The sequence below is a fragment of the Nitrosomonas limosa genome (assembly GCF_054188085.1).
On the sequence record NZ_CM135180.1, the window covers coordinates 2,165,381 to 2,183,766 of the forward strand.

The window sequence follows — 18,386 nt, forward strand, 5'->3', positions numbered from 1 at the left end:
AAATGGAAGCTCCTTAAGAAATTGCCATAAAGAGCGGGAAGATAAATCCCAGCTTCCCTACGGCGGCATTATCCGCGTCAGGTAAAAAGGGACTCTCTCACCAGATTATCAGAGAATTCTGAAAACGGACCCCTAGCTGATGCTGTGAAGCTAATGGAAATATGAAATAATTGCAAGTCTTACCTTAATTGAAGAATACGGAACAGAAATGGATATTGAACAAACCCGGTTTAATATGGTTGCGCAGCAAATTCGTCCTTGGTATGTGCTGGACGATAATGTGCTGGATTTGTTGTACAAGCTAAAACGCGAGGAATTCGTGCCGGCGGAGAGCCGCACGGCGGCTTTCGTTGACATGGAAATCCCGCTCGGTCACGGTCAAGTCATGCTGACGCCGAAAATGGAAGCGCGTATCGTGCAAGAACTGCATATCCGCAAAACCGACAAAATTCTTGAAGTCGGCAGCGGTAGCGGTTATATGACGGCACTACTGGCGGAGCGCGGCGAACATGTCTACAGCGTTGAAATCATCCCGGAACTGAAAGCCATGGCGGAAGCCAATCTAAAAGCGCACGGCATTACCAACGTTACGCTCGAACAAGGCGATGCGGCACGCGGCTGGCCGCAGCATGCACCCTATGATGTCATCGTTTTAACCGCTTCAACCCCGGTGTTACCCGAAGCTTTTCAGAACAGTTTAAATCCCGGCGGCCGGTTATTTGCGATCGTCGGCGAAGATCCGGTGATGGAAGCCATGCTCATTACCTGCGTCGCACCCGGCGAATTCACTTCGGCCACGCTGTTTGAAACCAGCACTGCGCCGCTGATCAATGCACTGCAACCCACAAGGTTTACCTTTTGAGTATCCATGCAACCACGTGGCGATACATCTGCAGCGATCACTGGATTGCTGAGACTTTAGCAGCACCGGATTGCTACCGGAAAAATCCATGAAGCTGGCGCAATGGGTTTTCACCGCCGTCATCGGCATCCTGCCGGTTTCCGTGCTGCAAGCCGCAGACTTGATGAGCATTTATCAGGAAGCGCTGGCGCAGGATTCGCAATACCGTTCGGCACGGGCGGCGTACCAAGCTTCGCAGGAAAAATTGGTGCAAGGGCGCGCCGGTTTTCTGCCGAATGTCACGTTATCCGCTAACCGCACCGAGCAACAGGTCAACGCTGACAATATTTTTTCCCCGGCGACCGGCACCTCGATCAATCCAGCGCCGGTCACAATTCATGCCGGAGGCATGACGATATCGGCGACGCAGCCGATTTTCCGCATGGAAAATTTCGTCATCTACCAGCAATCGAAAACCGAAGTCAATAAAGCGGATGCCCAATTTATCGTGGCCGGGCAGGATTTGATCCTCCGTGTCTCGCAAGCCTATTTTGACGTGCTGGACGCGCAAGTCGATGTCGAAGTTGCCGAAGCGCAGAAAAAGGCGATTCTGAAACAACTGGAACAAGCCAAACGGAATTTCGAAGTCGGGGTTGCCACCATTGTCGATACCAACGAAGCACAGGCGCGTTATGATCTGACGACGTCACAGGAAATTGCCGCGCGCAACGCCTTGGAAATCCGCAAACGCACGTTGCAAGGCATTATCGATCGTTTTCCTGAAAATCTCTTGGGCGCCAGGGAAATCGCCGCGGATCTGGCCAAATTAAACTACAGCACCATGGACGAATGGGTGCGCGCCGCCGAGGATAAGAATTTCACGCTGCAAATGCAGCAATCCGCCTATGAATTCGCCAGCCAGGAAGTCAAAAGAATCTGGTCGCAACATTATCCGACCGTCGATCTGGTCGCGCAGTACAGCGAACAAACCGGCGTCGGCGGCGCGATCACCGGCCGTGGTATCGATCTCACCTCGAAATCCATCGGCGTGCAACTGAATGTCCCGTTATTTCAGGGCTTTTCAGTGCAATCGCGCGTGCGCGAAGCGCTCTCCAATCAAAATAAAGCGCTGCACGACCTGGAAACCACCCGCCGCAACATCACCCTGCAAGCGCGGCAGCAATTTCTGAATGTCACCAACGGCATCGCCCAGGTCAAGGCGCTGAAACAAGCGTTGATCTCCAGTCAAAGCCAGCTGGATTCGACCGTTCTGGGTCAACAAGTCGGCGTGCGCACTGAAGTCGACGTGCTCAACGCGCAGCAGCAACTATATGCCGCCAAACGCGACCTGGCCAAAGCCTACCACGGTTATCTGATGTCAAGACTGCGCCTCAGCGCCGAAGCCGGTGAATTGGACGAAGAAACGCTGGTGCAAATCAACGCAATGCTGATCAGGTAGCATATCCTCGCACGCCTTTGCCGGATGCTTGCGGCACATCAGGCTTTTTCTGTTTTCGCCGTGCCATTGATTGTGGCAGGCAGATCGCGGACATGCAAATCGAGCTGCGGGAAAGCAATTTCGATATGGTGCTCGGCAAACAGCGCTTTAATCCGGTTGTTAAGGAAATTCTGAACTTCCAGCCGATGGCTGATGGTGTTGACGAATACGCGCAGCTCAAAATCGAGCGAACTGGCACCGAAAGTCAGGAACCAGCACACCGGCTCCGGTTCCGCCAGCACCCGCTCATCCTCTCTGGCCGCCTGCAATAGCAGCGTGCGAACTTTGTCGGTATCGGCATGGTAGGCAACCCCGACGCGGATGACGACGCGGGTAACCGTATCGGTCAACGTCCAGTTGATGAGCTGGCCGGTGATGAATGTCTTGTTCGGAATGACGATTTCCTTGTTATCGAAATCAAGAACCGTGGTTGCGCGAGTACGGATACGGGTAACCCGGCCGGAAAGATCGCCCACCGTGATGATATCGCCCACCCGGAACGGCCGTTCAAACAATAGAATAATACCGGATACAAAGTTGGCGAAGATCTCCTGCAAGCCGAAGCCGAGCCCGACCGTCAAAGCCGCGGCCATCCATTGCAACTGCGACCAGCGCATACCGAGAAAACTCAATCCCACCAGGGTACCGCCTATCACGATCGCGTAGCGCAGCACGCTGGTAATTGCATAGCGCGAAGCCGCATCGATGCGGATATGGGATAACAGGCTGATTTCGATCAATCCCGGCAAGTTTCTGGCGCCAGCCGTGGTCAAGGCCAAGACAAAAATTCCCAGTAATACCGCCATCAGGGTAACCGGCTGCTGAATCGGGTTGCCATCGGCTCCGGTGTCACTGAAATGCCACAGGGCGATTTCATCCAAACGCCCAATCGCCGGTAATATGGCAACCCAGACCCAGATCAGACCGAGTGTCAGCAAACTGTAACGCAGCACCCGCAATAACCGCCGCGTCTGTGTGTTGACTTGCTCCAGTGTAATGTTATCTTCCGGCTCCGGTATGACTTCACCGGATTCTTGCACGGCCTGCGCCGCCGCCGCGCGGCGCTCTTCCAGCCGATGCAGCGCCAGTCGCCGTTCACCAAGCAGAAACCAGCGCGCCAGCAATCCCATCACAACGGCGACCATGACAATGATGTTAAAACTGGCCAGCAACGATTGCAATATCATACCGGCGGAATACACATACCCGGCCAAGGCCAATACCGCGGTTACCAGCAACACCGCAGGCAGCAGCAGACGCAACAGCTTGCGTAGCGCCGACGGCTCGTTGATCACACCTCTGACAACCCACACACGCCCGGCATCCAGCAAGCGCCACAATGCCCAGGCAAGAATCAGACAGCTCAGGACAATCGCCACGCGCGCCTGTATGTCGATCGCCAGGTCAACCCTGCGGATGAATGCCAGTGAACTGATGAAATACAGTGGAATCACCGTGGCGGCGACTCCCGGCAGCCAGCGATGTAATGCTGTGCGGCGCTGCCGTGTCCAGCGGAAATGGGCGTGCCCAAGACCACGCTCCATGCTGACCCAGCGCATCAGTTGCACGGCCAGCAGCGGCAGCACCAGCAGCATGCAGGCTTGGCCCAGCGAATGACTGAATCGCCCGGGATTGCCGATATCCTGCAGCAATAGACCTGACAGCGCCAACGCAACCGGCCCGGGCAGAGCGGCTAATAAGGTCCAGCCGAATGTCTTGAGCGTGTTTTGATAACTGTCGTTGCGGATCTGATAGGTGTTCAATGCCAATGCTTCAATACGCGCCGGGGCACGGCGCCGCAATTCCAGCAAAATCAGCACCAGCAGCAAGCTGCCCGCCCAGGACAAGGGTTGCTGGCGGAAGTCGCGCAAGCTCAGAGTGATCGAAGTCACGAAACGCGACGGTTTGACCAAGTCGTACAATCCTTCCGGCAGCCGCTGAATCCAGCCGCTATTGATCATGCTGTGACTAGGAATCCATAACAGGTGGCGATCCAGCATCTGCTGCAATTCCTGTGTCACTTGCAGTTGCTCTTGCAGCGTTTGTTCGCTTTTTTCCAGCGCCGCGATCCGCCGTTGCAGCAACGGTTCCATCAAAGCCAGCAGCTCGGCGCGCTTGTGCAGCAGCGGAAGCAGCTGATCTTGCGCAGCGGTATCCCTGCGTTCCTCATTACCTTCCTCCACATACGCCTGAGTCAGCATCCGGGCAGCAATACCGATATCCAGCAACTCCCGCTGCTGCTCGCTCAGCAGCACCCGCTCCAAGCGTAAATCGGCCAAGTCATTACGGATCGATTTCAGGCGCTGCAAAAGACCGGCATGAGACTCCAGCCGGCGCCGCTCGCTCCACAACCAGCGGCCGACGCGTTCACTGGCTCCGCCCACATCCAGCCGGGTCCGGCTATCGCGCAATATGGCCGCAATATGCTCGCGCGCCTGTTCCATTTTAGCCAGCGCAACGCGATCCCGCGCCAGATGCTCATTTTGCTGTATCAACTGCTCGCCGGTGAGACGATTAGCCGCTGCGGCTGTTGCCAGAATCGCGGCACCGCCCGCCAGTTCTTGTTCACGCTTGACCAATTGCTCAACCAGTGATTCCAGCTCGCGCCGGCCGCGATCGACAATGCGCTGCTGTAAATGCCCAACTCTATTTTCATGCAATTTCAACTGGTTACGAAATTCTCGCAAGGATAACTCATACAAACGCTGCCGCTGAATAGCGGTATCCTGTTCGGCCAGACGTAATTCCAATGTGGCCTGCAACCTGTGCTGCTCGCCGCTGCGGCGCAGCCGGCGGGATTCGAACACGGCGGCGGGCTCGTCTTTCTGGGCGGCGAAGGGCATGGACAATTCATCGATGCGGCGATGCAACGCAGTGATTTCATCCGCCGTTTGCGCCGGACGCGACAGCGCCAGCGCCAGGTCCGCGCCGACTGCGCTGATCTGACCGCGCAGATCCGCGATGATGGTGCGTTCCTGCTCCAGTAGCTGCTCGAGGGTTTCTCCATCGGCGTCGGCGGGAATGCGCCGGGACCATTCCAGTAACTCCCGTTCGCGATCGATCGCCAGATCTTTATTCAAACGCGCCACGCGCGCCGGTTGATCCGCCGTCTCGGCGCGCAGCTTGACCAAACTTTCCCGCAATATCTCGGCTTCGCGTTCGTCCGCTTGCGCGGCATCCAGATGACCCATCGCAGCCTGCCGCTGCGTTTCATCCATTTTGCCGCGTGCGGCTGCGGCACGCGCAGCCTCAATGGCTTTAAGTGCGGACGGCTGGTTTTTTGAGTAAGCGCCGCCGGGCCATAAGCACAATAGCGCTAACGTGCAAAACAAAAAAACAAAGAAAACCGGTTTATAAAAGCATCGAGATTTTGACAACATGAATGTAAATAGCCGTGATAAAAAAGTGAAACCATCAAACAAACCGGAACAAATCCGCTGGCCCGGAAGGAGGCATTCTTCCACATAGCCCGCGATACGGACGTCTGGAAGATACCGCATTTTTGATTCCGACAACAAAACTGATTGATTGATAAAAAATACGGCCGGTTCAAAAATTTTTAAGTAAAAATCCGCTTAAAGCATAAAGCGTGGCGTATTCAAGCGGCCATCCGGAATTTTGTCAGCGCTACAATCGGCCCTATTATTTGATCCATCTTCCATTCTTGCAAATGATAGAATAACCGGAGAAGCCAGCCAGACAGTCGCCGCCTGCCGTTCTTTTTGAACGCAGGGGGAGGAAAGTCCGGACTCCACAGAGCAGGATGGCGGCTAACGGCCGCCCGCCGTGAGGCGAGGAATAGGGCCACAGAGACGAGCGTATTCAGTTACGGTGAAACGCGGTAACCTCCATCCGGAGCAAGACCAAATAGGCAAGCGATGATGCGGCTCGCGGAGCTTGCGGGTGGGTTGCTTGAATGCACGGGCAACCGTGCGTCTAGAGGAATGACTGTCCACGACAGAATCCGGCTTACCGGCTGACTTCACTTTTTTTGATTTTCTGGAGAAATGCTGAATAATTCGACAAACGGAATGGCTCGCGAAGCGCACGGAACGCAAGAAACGAGACCTATCGGTATGATAGGCCGGTTTTTGAACACCATCCAACGCAGCAAATCGCTTACGCAGTCAATTCATCAGCGTTTCCCTAGGAGGCCGTTGAAAAACGTTTTCGAGGGAGCCGATACAAGGCAAAAACAGGCGAAAAAGCGCAGTTTATGCGGTATAAATGAGCATTTTGAGCTTGTTTTTAACACCGTAGCGGCAACGCAGATAGTTTTTCAACGGCCTGCTAGGATAATCTGCGCCGGACACATATAACCACAGCGATGATCCGTAAATTACTCGACAAAGTATTCGGTCGGAATTCACCCTCTTCCGTAGCGGCAACACCGGCCACCAAGCTGACGGTGATACCTGGCAAACGGCACGGCGTCCGGCGGAACCAAATCAGCCCGTGCGCCTTGAAAATTACCCAGCAATTGCAAAATGCCGGATACGCGGCGTACATCGTCGGTGGCGCGGTACGCGATCTTTTATTGGGGCTGGTTCCGAAAGATTACGATGTCGCCACCAACGCCACTCCCGAGGAAGTGCACAAACTATTCCGCCGCTCACGCATCATCGGACGGCGCTTTCGCCTGGTGCATGTCATGTGCGGCGCGGAAACCGTGGAAGTGTCGACTTTCCGTGGACCTTCCTCGGACAATGACGACGATTCGATTGCCGTTCCACTAACCGACCAGCACGGCCGGTTATTGCGCGACAACGTGTTCGGTACTCAGGAAGAAGATGCGCTGCGCCGCGACTTCACCATCAACGCGCTGTACTTCGATCCGGTTAAGGAAGAAATCCTCGATTATCTCAACGGTTTTAAAGATATCAACGCCAAAGAAATGCGCATCATCGGCGAACCGGAACAACGTTACCGCGAAGATCCGGTGCGTTTGTTGCGTGCGGTGCGTTTAGCGGCAAAACTCGGATTGCAAATCGAAAAAGCCACCGCAAAGCCGATCGGCGATCTCGCGCCGCTATTGCAAAACGTGCCGCCATCGCGCCTATTCGACGAAATGCTGAAGCTGCTGCTGTCCGGCCACGCGTTGCCGTGCCTGGTGGAATTGCGCGCCCGCGGACTGCATCACGGTTTGCTGCCGATGCTCGATATCATTCTGGAACAGCCCTTAGGCGAACGTTTCATTACCATCGCGCTGAAAAATACCGATGAGCGCATCCGGCAAGACAAACCCGTCTCGCCCGGCTTCCTGTTTGCTACGTTACTATGGCATGAGGTGCTATCGAGCTGGAATGCGCGCCAAGCTGCCGGTGAAAAACCGATGCCGGCTTTATTCAGCGCGATGGATCAAATCCTGTCGCAACAGCACAAAAACCTGGCGATACCCCGCCGCTTCGATGCCGTGATGCAAGAAATCTGGTCTATGCAGCCGCGTTTTGAAGCGCGGGTTGGCCGCAAGCCTTTCCGGTTGCTCGCGCATCCACGTTTCCGCGCCGCCTACGATTTCCTGCAGTTACGCTGCGAAAGCGGTGAACTGGATATGGAAATTGGCCAATGGTGGAAAAAATTTATCATCGCAGACCCGGATGCGCGTGAAAAAATGCTGATCACGCCATCCACCGGCAAGAAAAAACGCAGAAGACGCAGCCGCAAAACCGCAGCATCCGCCAAGCCTGCCGCTTCAACGGCTGAAACCACGAATCAAGAAACCGGCTGAACTGTTTTTAATGAATACAAAAACCGCTCAAGCGTTTATCGCGTTAGGCAGCAACCTGGAAAATCCGATTGTGCAACTGCAACGTGCTTTCGGCGAACTGGCGCAACTTCCGGAAACCCGATTGCAGAAACGCTCGTCGCTCTATCGAAGCGCACCGGTTGGACGGCTCGATCAACCCGACTTTATCAACGCCGTCGCCTTGGTTGAAACCGCGCTTCCGCCGCAGCAACTGCTGCAAGCCTTGCTGGCCATCGAACAACGGCACGGGCGCGTGCGGGAATCGCTCAACGCGCCGCGAACGCTGGATCTCGACGTATTACTGTACGATAGCTTGCAATGCCAGGATGCCGACCTGACCATCCCGCACCCGCGCATGACGCAACGCGCCTTTGTGTTGATGCCGCTGTTTGAAATTGCGCCGGATTGTCATATCCCGGGATACGGACAGGTTCGGCATTTATTGCCATCATGCCAGGATCAAAAACTCGAGCGGATTGAATCATGAAAATGTCATTGAGTACCTTACAAAAAATGGCGGAAGGCCATGAGAAAATCGCGGTGCTGACTTGTTACGACGCGACCTTTGCTGCGGTGCTTGAGCATGCGGGTGTGGACGTGTTGCTGGTCGGCGACTCCCTTGGCAATGTGCTACAGGGCCACACCACGACTTTAGCGGTTACGCTCAGCGACATGATTTATCACACCCGCTGCGTGGCCCGAGGCGCCAGCAATGCCTTCATCGTCGCCGACATGCCGTTTGGCAGTTATCAAAGATCACCGGAACAAGCTTTCGAAAATGCGGCAACGCTCATGGCCGCCGGTGCGCAGATGGTCAAAATAGAAGGTGGCCAGTTGATGGCTGAAACAGTCAGTTTCCTGACGCAACGCGGCATTCCGGTTTGCGCGCATATCGGCTTAACGCCGCAATCGGTTCATCAAATCGGCGGATACAAGCTTCAGGGCAATACCGACAGAGCTGCCAAGCAATTGCTGGAAGACGCCAAAGCCCTTGAAAAATCCGGGGCCGGCATGATAGTTCTGGAGCTCATTCCGGCAAAGCTGGCGAAGAAAATCACGCAGTCCTTAGCCATACCGACCATCGGTATCGGCGCCGGACCCGATTGCGCCGGCCAGGTTTTGGTTTTGCACGATATGCTGGGTTTGTCGCAAGGTAAAAAACCGCGCTTTGTCCAAGACTTTATGGTTAATTCCAACAGTATCCAGGAAGCCATAACCCAATACGTAAGCGCTGTCAAAACCGGGCAATTCCCCGGCAAGGAACACCAATTTTAACCGGCAGGCTGACTTGAAAATAATCACCGGAATTACAGAATTGCGTGATCATTTGCGCAATAAACCGCGATTTGCCTTTGTTCCTACCATGGGCAATCTTCACCAAGGTCATTTGTCTTTGATTGATCAAGCAAAACAGCGATGCGACGACGTGGTCGTAAGCATTTTTGTCAATCGCTTGCAGTTTTTGCCGCACGAAGATTTTGACCGTTATCCGCGCACGCTCGAAGAAGATTGCAGGTTGCTGTCCGCAGCAAATGTCAAGACTGTTTTTGTACCGAATGAGAAAATTCTTTTTCCAACGAAGCAGGAATTCTTGTTAGCATTACCACCTGTAGCAGATATCTTGGAAGGAAAATTTCGGCCAGGATTTTTCCGTGGCGTTGCGACTATTGTATTGAAATTATTCAATATAATTCAACCTGACCTGGCTGTATTTGGCAAAAAGGATTATCAGCAGTTGCATATCGTGCGTGAAATGGTTCAACAATTAAACATTCCCATTGAAATTGTTGCTGGTGAAACCGTACGGGCCGAAGATGGGCTGGCTTTAAGTTCTCGCAATCAATATCTAAGCGCAACGCAGCGATTACAAGCCTGCCAGCTTTATCAAACACTGCTACAGATCAAACAAGAAGTCATTGCCGGTCATAAAGACTTTCATGCTTTAGAAACCAGCGCAATCAACCATCTTGTTCAGCATGGCTGGAACGTCGATTACATCAGTATTCACAATCGCGACTCGCTGATGCCGGCTCACGAACAAGATCGGGATCTAGTCGTTTTAGGCGCCGCATGGCTCAATTGCACGCGGCTGATCGATAACCTGGAAATTTAACGTTACTTTTTAACCCGGCCAGACATAAAAAGATCAAAAAATGACGCAATCACTGAATACTTTCTGGTTATCTTGCTTAGATCATTTCAGAAGAGAACTCAATGCGCAGCAGTTTAATACCTGGATCAAACCGTTGCAGATCGACTCCGCCCTGGATAACGAAAATGAAGTCGTGTTGATCGCGCCAAACCGCTTTGTATCGCAGTGGGTCAAGGATAATTTCATCGCGCATATCGAAAAGATGGCGCAGTCTTACTTCGACAAAAAAATCCAGTTTCTGCTGAAACTCTCCGAACCTGCGGAAACCAAAATCAGCCAAACCGAAGCGCAACCCGGAGAATCACAGCAAGAATTCAAACCGGCGCCCAAAGCGATCCATCACCCTCCACGGAAAGATCCTAACGGCCTGAATCCGCAATTCACATTTGATAACTTCGTGACCGGCAAAGCCAATCAACTGGCCCGGGCGGGCGCCATTCAAGTGGCCGAATCACCGGGTATCGCCTATAACCCGCTGTTTATCTACGGCGGAGTTGGTTTGGGAAAAACCCATCTGATTCAGGCTATTGGCAATTACGTATACGAAAACGACAAAAGCGCAAAAATCCGCTACGTGCACGCGGAAAAATACGTGTCGGACGTGGTAAGCGCCTATCAGCACAAAGCATTCGACAAATTCAAGTTGTACTACCACTCGCTGGACCTGTTACTGGTCGACGATGTGCAATTCTTCGGCGGCAAGAACCGTACCCAGGAAGAATTTTTTTACGCGTTCAACACCTTGATCGAAACCCACAAGCAAGTGATCATCACTTGCGATACCTATCCCAAGGAAATCACCGGGCTGGAAGAACGGCTGGTTTCGCGTTTCGGTTGGGGTTTGACCGTTGCCGTCGAACCGCCGGAACTGGAAATGCGGGTCGCGATTTTATTGAAAAAAGCCGAGCTGGAAAAAATTCAGCTGGAAGAAAATGTTGCATTTTTTATCGCCAAGCACATCCGCTCCAACGTCCGCGAACTTGAAGGCGCGCTCAAGCGGGTCATGGCCTTTTCCCGTTTCATCAATCAGGAAATCACGCTGGATCTGGCAAAAGAGGCATTGAAAGATTTACTTGCGGTACAAAGCCGGCAGATTTCGATTGAAAATATTCAGAAAACCGTCGCCGACTATTACAAAATCAAAGTCTCTGAAATGTATTCGAAAAAACGGTCGCGCATCGTTGCCAGACCACGGCAAATGGCCATGGCGATCGCCAAGGAATTGACGTCGCTGAGCCTGCCGGATATCGGCGAAGCATTTGGCGGCAGGGACCATACGACGGTATTGCACGGTTATCGTAAAATTAACGAACTGCGTGTTTCCGATCCAATCGTCAATCGCGATTTTAATGCTTTAATCCTGATTTTAAGAGGCTGATAACCGCTGAATAGTTTGTGCATAACTGTGGAATAAAAAAAATAACCGATTTTATCCACAATTTGTTCACGCGATATACAGCGCTCATACAAGCAAGGAATTTATGCTATCTTTTTGAAACTTCGTTGAAGTTATGAATTATCCCGTAGTTTGAAAACATTAATTAATCACTATTATTTTTTAAATAAATGCTTTTAATTAAAACCAATCGAGATACGTTGTTGAAACCGTTACAAGCGGTAACCGGTATTGTGGAACGTCGCCAGACATTACCCATCCTATCAAATGTACTCATTCGTCAAAATGGGAAAAAAACGTCCTTTTTGACCTCAGATCTCGAAATTCAAATCAAAACCGAGACCAGTGAAGACTTAGCGAGCGAGCAGCCCTACGCGTTAACCGTCTCCGCTAAGAAACTTCAGGATATCTTGCGTTCGCTATCAACCGGCGCGGAAGTGAGCCTAACGCGCAAAGACGATCATCTCTACGTCAAATCCGGAAAAAGCGCGTTCAACCTGCAAATCCTGCCCGCCGAGGATTTTCCGGAAGTCGCGGATGAGCCCGAATCCGAATCGGCGATCACGCTATCGCAAAAGGAGCTCAAAAACCTTTTTCATCACGTGCAATTTGCCATTGCGCAACAAGATATCCGTTACTATTTGAATGGTTTATTATTGCTGGCCGACGGCAAGCAACTCATCAGCGTCGGCACCGATGGCCACCGCCTGGCTTATATCGCAACGCCATTGGAAACCGCGCAGAAAAAACAGGAAGTGATTTTGCCACGCAAGGCGGTTTTTGAATTGTCCAAGCTGCTCGAAGACAGCGAAGATCCGGTCAAGATCGAATATTTACAAAATAAAATCCGCTTTTCGTTTGCGGACGTTGTGCTCACCTCGAAAGTCATCGACGGCAAATTTCCCGATTACAATCGGGTCATTCCAACCCGCAACAACAAAGTGTTCGATATCGACCGGCTGATATTTTTACAGGCATTGCAGCGGGTTTCGATTCTCTCGAACCAAAGCGATAAATTCCGCGGCGTGCGCTTAATCGTCGATAAGGGCAGCCTGCGCATCATTTGCAAAAACAACGAGCAGGAAGAAGCTGAAGAAGAACTGGAAATAGCCTATCAGGATGAGCTGGTGGATATCAGCTTGAACATCACTTACTTGCTGGATTTGTTGAACAACGTGTCCAGTGAAACCGTGCAATGCGCCTTTGAAAACGCCAACAGCAGCGTGCTGATGACGATTCCCGGCAATAAAGCCTTCAAATACATCGTCATGCCGATGCGGATTTAGTCTCAGGCAAGCTCGATAAAACCCGCCGCCGCGGTTGCAAAACCTTTTTTCAATATTTCATAGACAGATACATAAAACCCGATGACTAATCACAATTCCAATCCAAGCGACTATGATTCCGAAAGCATCAAAATCCTGAAAGGCCTGGATGCCGTACGCAAACGCCCCGGCATGTATATCGGCGATACCAGCGACGGCACCGGCTTGCATCACATGGTGTTCGAAGTGGTCGACAACGCCATCGACGAAGCACTCGCCGGACATTGCGACGAAATCACCGTGACCATTCATCCCGATAATTCCATCAGCGTGCTCGACAACGGCCGCGGTATTCCGACCGGCATCAAGCAAGACGACGAATTGAAACGCTCCGCTGCGGAAATCGTTATGACCGAGCTGCATGCCGGCGGCAAGTTCGACGACAACTCGTACAAAGTCTCCGGCGGTTTGCACGGCGTTGGCGTATCGGTGGTGAATGCGTTGTCGGAATGGTTGAAATTGACCATCCGCCGCGACGGCAAGGTGCATCACATGGAATTCCGCATGGGCGTGCCGGTCGAGCCGCTGAAAGTGATCGGCGAAAGCGAACGTCACGGCACCGAAGTGCATTTTCTCGCCAGCAAGGAGATTTTCGGCCTTGTCGAATTCCATTACGATATTTTCGCCAAACGCCTGCGCGAGCTGTCGTTTTTGAACAATGGCGTGAAAATTCATTTGATCGACCAGCGTACCGGCAAGGATGAAAATTTCGCCTTTACCGGCGGCATCAAAAATTTCGTCGAATATATCAACCGCAGCAAAACTGTGCTGCACCCGGCGGTTTTTTACACCAGTGGTGTGAAAGACAATATTACCGTCGAAGTTTCGATGCAATGGAACGACAGCTATACCGAGCAGGTGCTGTGTTTTACCAACAACATCCCGCAAAAGGACGGCGGCACCCATTTAACCGGCTTGCGCGCGGCGATGACGCGCACGCTGAACAGTTACATTGAAAAGAACGAACTGGCGAAAAAAGCCAAGGTGGAAACCTCCGGCGACGACATGCGTGAAGGCTTGTCGTGCGTGTTGTCGGTAAAACTGTTCGAACCCAAATTCTCGTCGCAAACCAAGGAAAAGCTGGTGTCGTCGGAAGTGCGGCCGGTCGTCGAAGAAGTGGTCTCGCAAAAGTTTTCCGAATATCTCTTGGAAAACCCGGTCGACGCCAAAACCATTTGCAACAAGATTATCGACGCCGCCCGCGCCCGCGAAGCGGCGCGTAAAGCCCGCGAACTGACGCGCCGCAAAGGCGTGCTCGACAGCATGGGATTGCCGGGAAAACTGGCCGATTGCCAGGAGAAAAACCCGGCATTGTGCGAACTGTATCTGGTCGAGGGTGATTCCGCCGGCGGCTCCGCCAAACAAGGGCGCGACCGTAAATTCCAGGCGATCATGCCGCTTAAGGGCAAGATTCTGAATGTGGAAAAAGCCCGCTTCGATAAACTGATTTCATCACAGGAAATCATTGCGCTGATCACCGCGCTGGGCACCGGTATCGGCAAGGATGAATACAATCCGGACAAACTGCGTTATCACCGCATCATCATCATGACCGACGCCGACGTCGATGGCTCGCATATCCGCACGTTGCTGCTAACGTTCTTCTACCGCCAAATGCCGGAATTGATCGAACGCGGCCACGTCTACATCGCGCAACCGCCGCTGTACAAAATCAAGCACGGCAAAAAGGAACGCTACGTCAAGGATGACCATGAGTTGAAGCAATACATGCTGAGTCTTGCGCTCGACGGCGCGGAACTGCACACCAGTGAAGCTAAGCCGCCATTGAGCGGCGACACGCTGGCGCAAATCGCGAATGAATATATTCTCGCCGAAGCGGTGATTGAGCGCATGAGCCAGGCAATCGACAGCACCGTCATGCACGAATTGCTGCGCCAGCCCGATGTTGACCTGAGCAACGGCCAAGCCGCCAGTGATAGCGCAGCCCGCTTGACCGCGCGCGTCAAGGATGTGGAAATCGTCGCGGAATACGACGAGGTACATGAACGCTACCGCCTCAAAATCATGCGCTTGTCGCACGGCAATATCGTCACCAGCTACCTCGACAGCGATTTTCTCGACAGCGGTGACTACGCGCAAATCCAGAAAACCGCGCAAGTATTCGACGGCCTGGTCGGCCAAGGCGCTTATGTGCAACGCGGCGAACGCAAGCAATCGGTCAGCGAATTCAAACAAGCGCTGGAATGGCTGCTGGACGAAGCCAAAAAAGGCGTCAACATTCAACGTTATAAAGGCCTTGGTGAAATGAACCCAAGCCAGCTCTGGGAAACCACCATGGACCCGCAAAACCGCCGCCTGCTGCGCGCGCAAATCGAAGACAGCATCCTCACCGACGAAATTTTCACCACGCTGATGGGCGACGTCGTCGAACCACGCCGGGCATTTATTGAGAAGAATGCGCTGAGGGCGACGAATATTGATATTTAAATCCGGTTTATCCAGTCATTAAGCGGTTACCGGGATTTTCAAAATCCTTCAAGGATTGACAGAATCAAATAGTAAAGAGGGTCGTTGTTGATTACGAAACCGCAATTAACACCGCATCAAAGTCAGTATTTTGCTTGGCTGCTCACGCGCCGGGCTGCCAGTGATTCGGTCGAATCGTTAGCTTCGACGTTGGTCGATTCGCAAGTTGACCTCAATCCCCATCAAGTCGAAGCAGCGCTCTTCGCATGCCGTAATCCGCTCTCTCGCGGCGTGATCCTTGCCGATGAGGTGGGGCTGGGTAAAACCATCGAAGCAGGTTTGGTGATTTCACAGCGTTGGGCCGAGCGCCGCCGCCGCATTCTGATTATTGTTCCAGCTAACCTGCGCAAGCAGTGGCATCAGGAATTACAGGATAAATTCAGTTTGCAAGGCCGGATCCTGGAAGCCAAAAGCTACAAAGCCATCCGCAAGCAGATTGATCGGAATCCGTTTGAGCATGGTTCTGGCCCGGTGATTTGCTCTTATCAGTTCGCCAAGGCCAAAGCGGATAATGTAAAAACCATCGAATGGGATTTAGTCGTGCTTGACGAAGCCCATCGGTTGCGCAACGTCTATAAAACCAGCAATGTCATCGCCAAAACACTGAAGGAAGCGTTGGCGCACGTCCATTCCAAGGTGCTGCTCACAGCAACGCCGCTGCAGAATTCCTTGCTGGAACTTTATGGGCTTACCAGTATGATCGATGACCGGATTTTTGGCGACATCGATAGTTTTCGCACCCAATTCACTGCGGCTGGAAAAGATCAAAATTTCGCCAACTTGCGTCATCGCTTGGCACCGGTCTGTAAGCGTACTTTGCGCAAAGAAGTACAGCCCTATATCTCGTATACCTCTCGTAAAGCGATTGTTGAGGAATTTACACCTTCAAGTGAAGAGCAGGAGCTGTCCCATCTTGTGTCGGACTATTTGCGCCGCCCAAACCTTAAGGCATTACCGGAAGGCCAACGCCAACTGATTTCTCTGGTGCTGTGGAAATTGCTGGCATCGTCGACACCTGCGATTGCAGGTGCGCTGGATACTATGGCAAACAGGCTTCAGAAAATACTGGATGATACGGTCAATCTGCCTGATTTAGCGGAAGATCTGGATGAAGACTATGAATCGCTAGACGAGACCGCCGACGAATGGAACGATTTAGCGAGTAATGCCCCCTCTTCTATATGCAACGAACGTGAAGCCATTTCACAGGAAATCGCCGATTTGCGCCATTTCAAAACATTGGCAAGCGGCATTCACGAAAATGCCAAGGGTAAAGCGTTACTCACCGCGCTGGATCGTGCTTTCGCCGAATTGGATCGGCTCGGCGCGGCCAAGAAAGCGATCATCTTTACCGAATCGAAACGAACGCAGGATTATCTGCTTTCTTTGTTAGAACAAACCCGCTATGGCGAGAACATCGTGCTCTTCAACGGCACCAACAGCGATGCACGGGCGCAGACTATCTACAAAGATTGGTTGAAGCGCCACCAAGGCAGCGACCGCGTGACTGGCTCCAAGACCGCCGATACGCGAGCGGCGCTGGTCGAACACTTTAAGGAATATGGCAAGATCATGATTGCCACCGAGGCAGGCGCTGAAGGCATCAACCTACAATTCTGCTCGCTGGTGATTAATTATGACCTGCCTTGGAATCCGCAACGTATCGAACAGCGCATCGGGCGCTGTCATCGCTACGGGCAAAAGTTCGACGTGGTGGTGGTGAATTTCGTTGACCGCAGCAACGAAGCCGATGCGCGGGTGTACGAACTGCTGGCGCAGAAATTCCAGCTTTTCGAGGGTGTATTCGGCGCCAGCGACGAAGTGCTGGGCGCTATCGGATCCGGAGTGGATTTCGAGCGACGCATTGCTGGGATATATCAGAACTGCCGAGCACCCGATGAGATTAAAGCCAGCTTTGAGCAACTTCAGCGCGATCTATCCGGAGAAATTAACGAGGCGATGGTCAAAACGCGCCAAATTTTGCTTGAAAACTTCGATGAGCAAGTGCAGGAAAAACTGCGCATTCGTGCCGAGGATAGCCGCAACACCCGCAACCGCTTCGAACGTATGCTGATGGATTTGACCCGGGCGGAATTGGGCGATTGTGCTGCATTCGACGATGGGGGGTTCAAGCTCCATCGTGTTCCGTCTAGCATAGAGAACAGCGGTTTGGCAGGGGTCGAACTTGGACGTTACGAACTGCCGCGCCGCTCCGGCGATGCGCATCTATACCGCATCGGTCATCCGCTTGCTGAATGGGTTATTCAGCAAGCGAAAACCCGCGATCTTCCTGCAGCTCGGCTGGTGTTCGATTACGAGGCCCACGGCACAAGAATCAGTACCCTTGAACCGTACCGCGGCAAGAGCGGATGGCTAAGTGTGAAGCTGGTTTCAGTCATGGCGCTTGGACAAAATGAACAGCATCTGCTGGTTGCTGCCAGTACCGCCGAAGGCGAGGTGCTGGCTGAAGACGATCCTGAAAAACTACTGCGCTTGCCTGCAATTATACAAGATGCAAACTTGTATAATAATGTCGAAGTTTTACAAGTCGAGCTTGAAGCTCGTCAGACCACGCTGCTGCGCGACATAAACCAGCGCAACCTCGGGTACTTCGAGCAGGAAGTCCAGAAGCTCGACGCCTGGGCGGACGATCTGAAGCTGGGATTGGAGCAGGAAATCAAGGCTATCGATGTCGAAATCAAGGAAGTACGCCGCATGGCTGCGGTTTCTGCCACATTGGAAGAGAAATTGGTGCAGCAAAAGCATCAGCGCGAGCTGGAAAGCAAACGCAGCAAACTGCGCCGCGAGCTGTTTACCCGGCAGGATGAGGTCGAAGAGCATCACAATGACCTTATCAGTCAGTTGGAAGAACAGCTTCAGCAGCAGGTGCAGATGCAGACATTGTTCACCGTGGAGTGGGAGTTGGCATGACTATTATTGC

At 52.7% G+C, this 18,386-nt stretch carries 11 protein-coding genes, 1 other RNA gene and 1 riboswitch; of the genes, 11 read left to right on the forward strand and 1 reads right to left on the reverse strand.

What is annotated here, in order from left to right:
- Positions 1–37: 37 nt before the first annotated feature.
- A riboswitch (TPP riboswitch) is annotated at positions 38–144 on the reverse strand.
- A 64-nt stretch (positions 145–208) separates the two neighbouring features.
- Positions 209–862 (forward strand): protein-L-isoaspartate O-methyltransferase family protein, encoded by a 654-nt coding sequence (locus ACV7NC_RS09925; RefSeq protein WP_458152412.1) that lies wholly within the window; start codon positions 209–211, stop codon positions 860–862.
- Positions 863–950: 88 nt separating this feature from the next.
- On the forward strand, positions 951–2,300 hold the full coding sequence (locus tag ACV7NC_RS09930) for a TolC family outer membrane protein (protein WP_458152413.1): 1,350 nt from the start codon (positions 951–953) through the stop codon (positions 2,298–2,300).
- A 38-nt stretch (positions 2,301–2,338) separates the two neighbouring features.
- Here the strand turns inward: ACV7NC_RS09930 and ACV7NC_RS09935 are convergent, their stop codons facing one another.
- Complete coding sequence (locus ACV7NC_RS09935) at positions 2,339–5,839, reverse strand: mechanosensitive ion channel domain-containing protein (protein WP_458152414.1); 3,501 nt, start codon at positions 5,837–5,839, stop codon at positions 2,339–2,341.
- A 187-nt stretch (positions 5,840–6,026) separates the two neighbouring features.
- Between ACV7NC_RS09935 and rnpB the strand changes: the two genes are divergently transcribed.
- From rnpB to ACV7NC_RS09980, 9 genes are all read left to right on the forward strand, one after another.
- Positions 6,027–6,327, forward strand: an RNA gene (gene rnpB, locus ACV7NC_RS09940) — RNase P RNA component class A.
- Positions 6,328–6,666: 339 nt separating this feature from the next.
- On the forward strand, positions 6,667–8,067 hold the full coding sequence (gene pcnB, locus ACV7NC_RS09945) for a polynucleotide adenylyltransferase PcnB (RefSeq protein ID WP_458152415.1): 1,401 nt from the start codon (positions 6,667–6,669) through the stop codon (positions 8,065–8,067).
- A gap of 10 nt (positions 8,068–8,077) precedes the next feature.
- The gene (gene folK, locus ACV7NC_RS09950; protein ID WP_458152416.1) at positions 8,078–8,572 is read left to right on the forward strand and encodes a 2-amino-4-hydroxy-6-hydroxymethyldihydropteridine diphosphokinase; all 495 of its coding nucleotides are present in this window, start codon (positions 8,078–8,080) and stop codon (positions 8,570–8,572) included.
- A complete protein-coding gene (gene panB, locus ACV7NC_RS09955) occupies positions 8,569–9,360 on the forward strand; it encodes a 3-methyl-2-oxobutanoate hydroxymethyltransferase (RefSeq protein ID WP_458152418.1) in 792 nt (263 codons plus the stop codon). Before folK ends, panB begins: the two co-directional genes overlap by 4 nt.
- 13 nt (positions 9,361–9,373) lie before the next feature.
- The gene (panC, locus tag ACV7NC_RS09960; RefSeq protein WP_458152419.1) at positions 9,374–10,198 is read left to right on the forward strand and encodes a pantoate--beta-alanine ligase; all 825 of its coding nucleotides are present in this window, start codon (positions 9,374–9,376) and stop codon (positions 10,196–10,198) included.
- Positions 10,199–10,238: 40 nt separating this feature from the next.
- The gene (dnaA, locus tag ACV7NC_RS09965; protein WP_458152420.1) at positions 10,239–11,615 is read left to right on the forward strand and encodes a chromosomal replication initiator protein DnaA; all 1,377 of its coding nucleotides are present in this window, start codon (positions 10,239–10,241) and stop codon (positions 11,613–11,615) included.
- Positions 11,616–11,803: 188 nt separating this feature from the next.
- Positions 11,804–12,919 (forward strand): DNA polymerase III subunit beta, encoded by a 1,116-nt coding sequence (dnaN, locus tag ACV7NC_RS09970; RefSeq protein WP_458152421.1) that lies wholly within the window; start codon positions 11,804–11,806, stop codon positions 12,917–12,919.
- An 81-nt stretch (positions 12,920–13,000) separates the two neighbouring features.
- The gene (gene gyrB, locus ACV7NC_RS09975; RefSeq protein ID WP_458152422.1) at positions 13,001–15,406 is read left to right on the forward strand and encodes a DNA topoisomerase (ATP-hydrolyzing) subunit B; all 2,406 of its coding nucleotides are present in this window, start codon (positions 13,001–13,003) and stop codon (positions 15,404–15,406) included.
- A gap of 87 nt (positions 15,407–15,493) precedes the next feature.
- Positions 15,494–18,376 carry an SNF2-related protein gene (locus tag ACV7NC_RS09980; RefSeq protein WP_458152423.1) on the forward strand — a complete coding sequence of 961 codons (2,883 nt, stop codon included), beginning with the start codon at positions 15,494–15,496 and terminating at the stop codon, positions 18,374–18,376.
- Positions 18,377–18,386 lie beyond the last annotated feature (10 nt).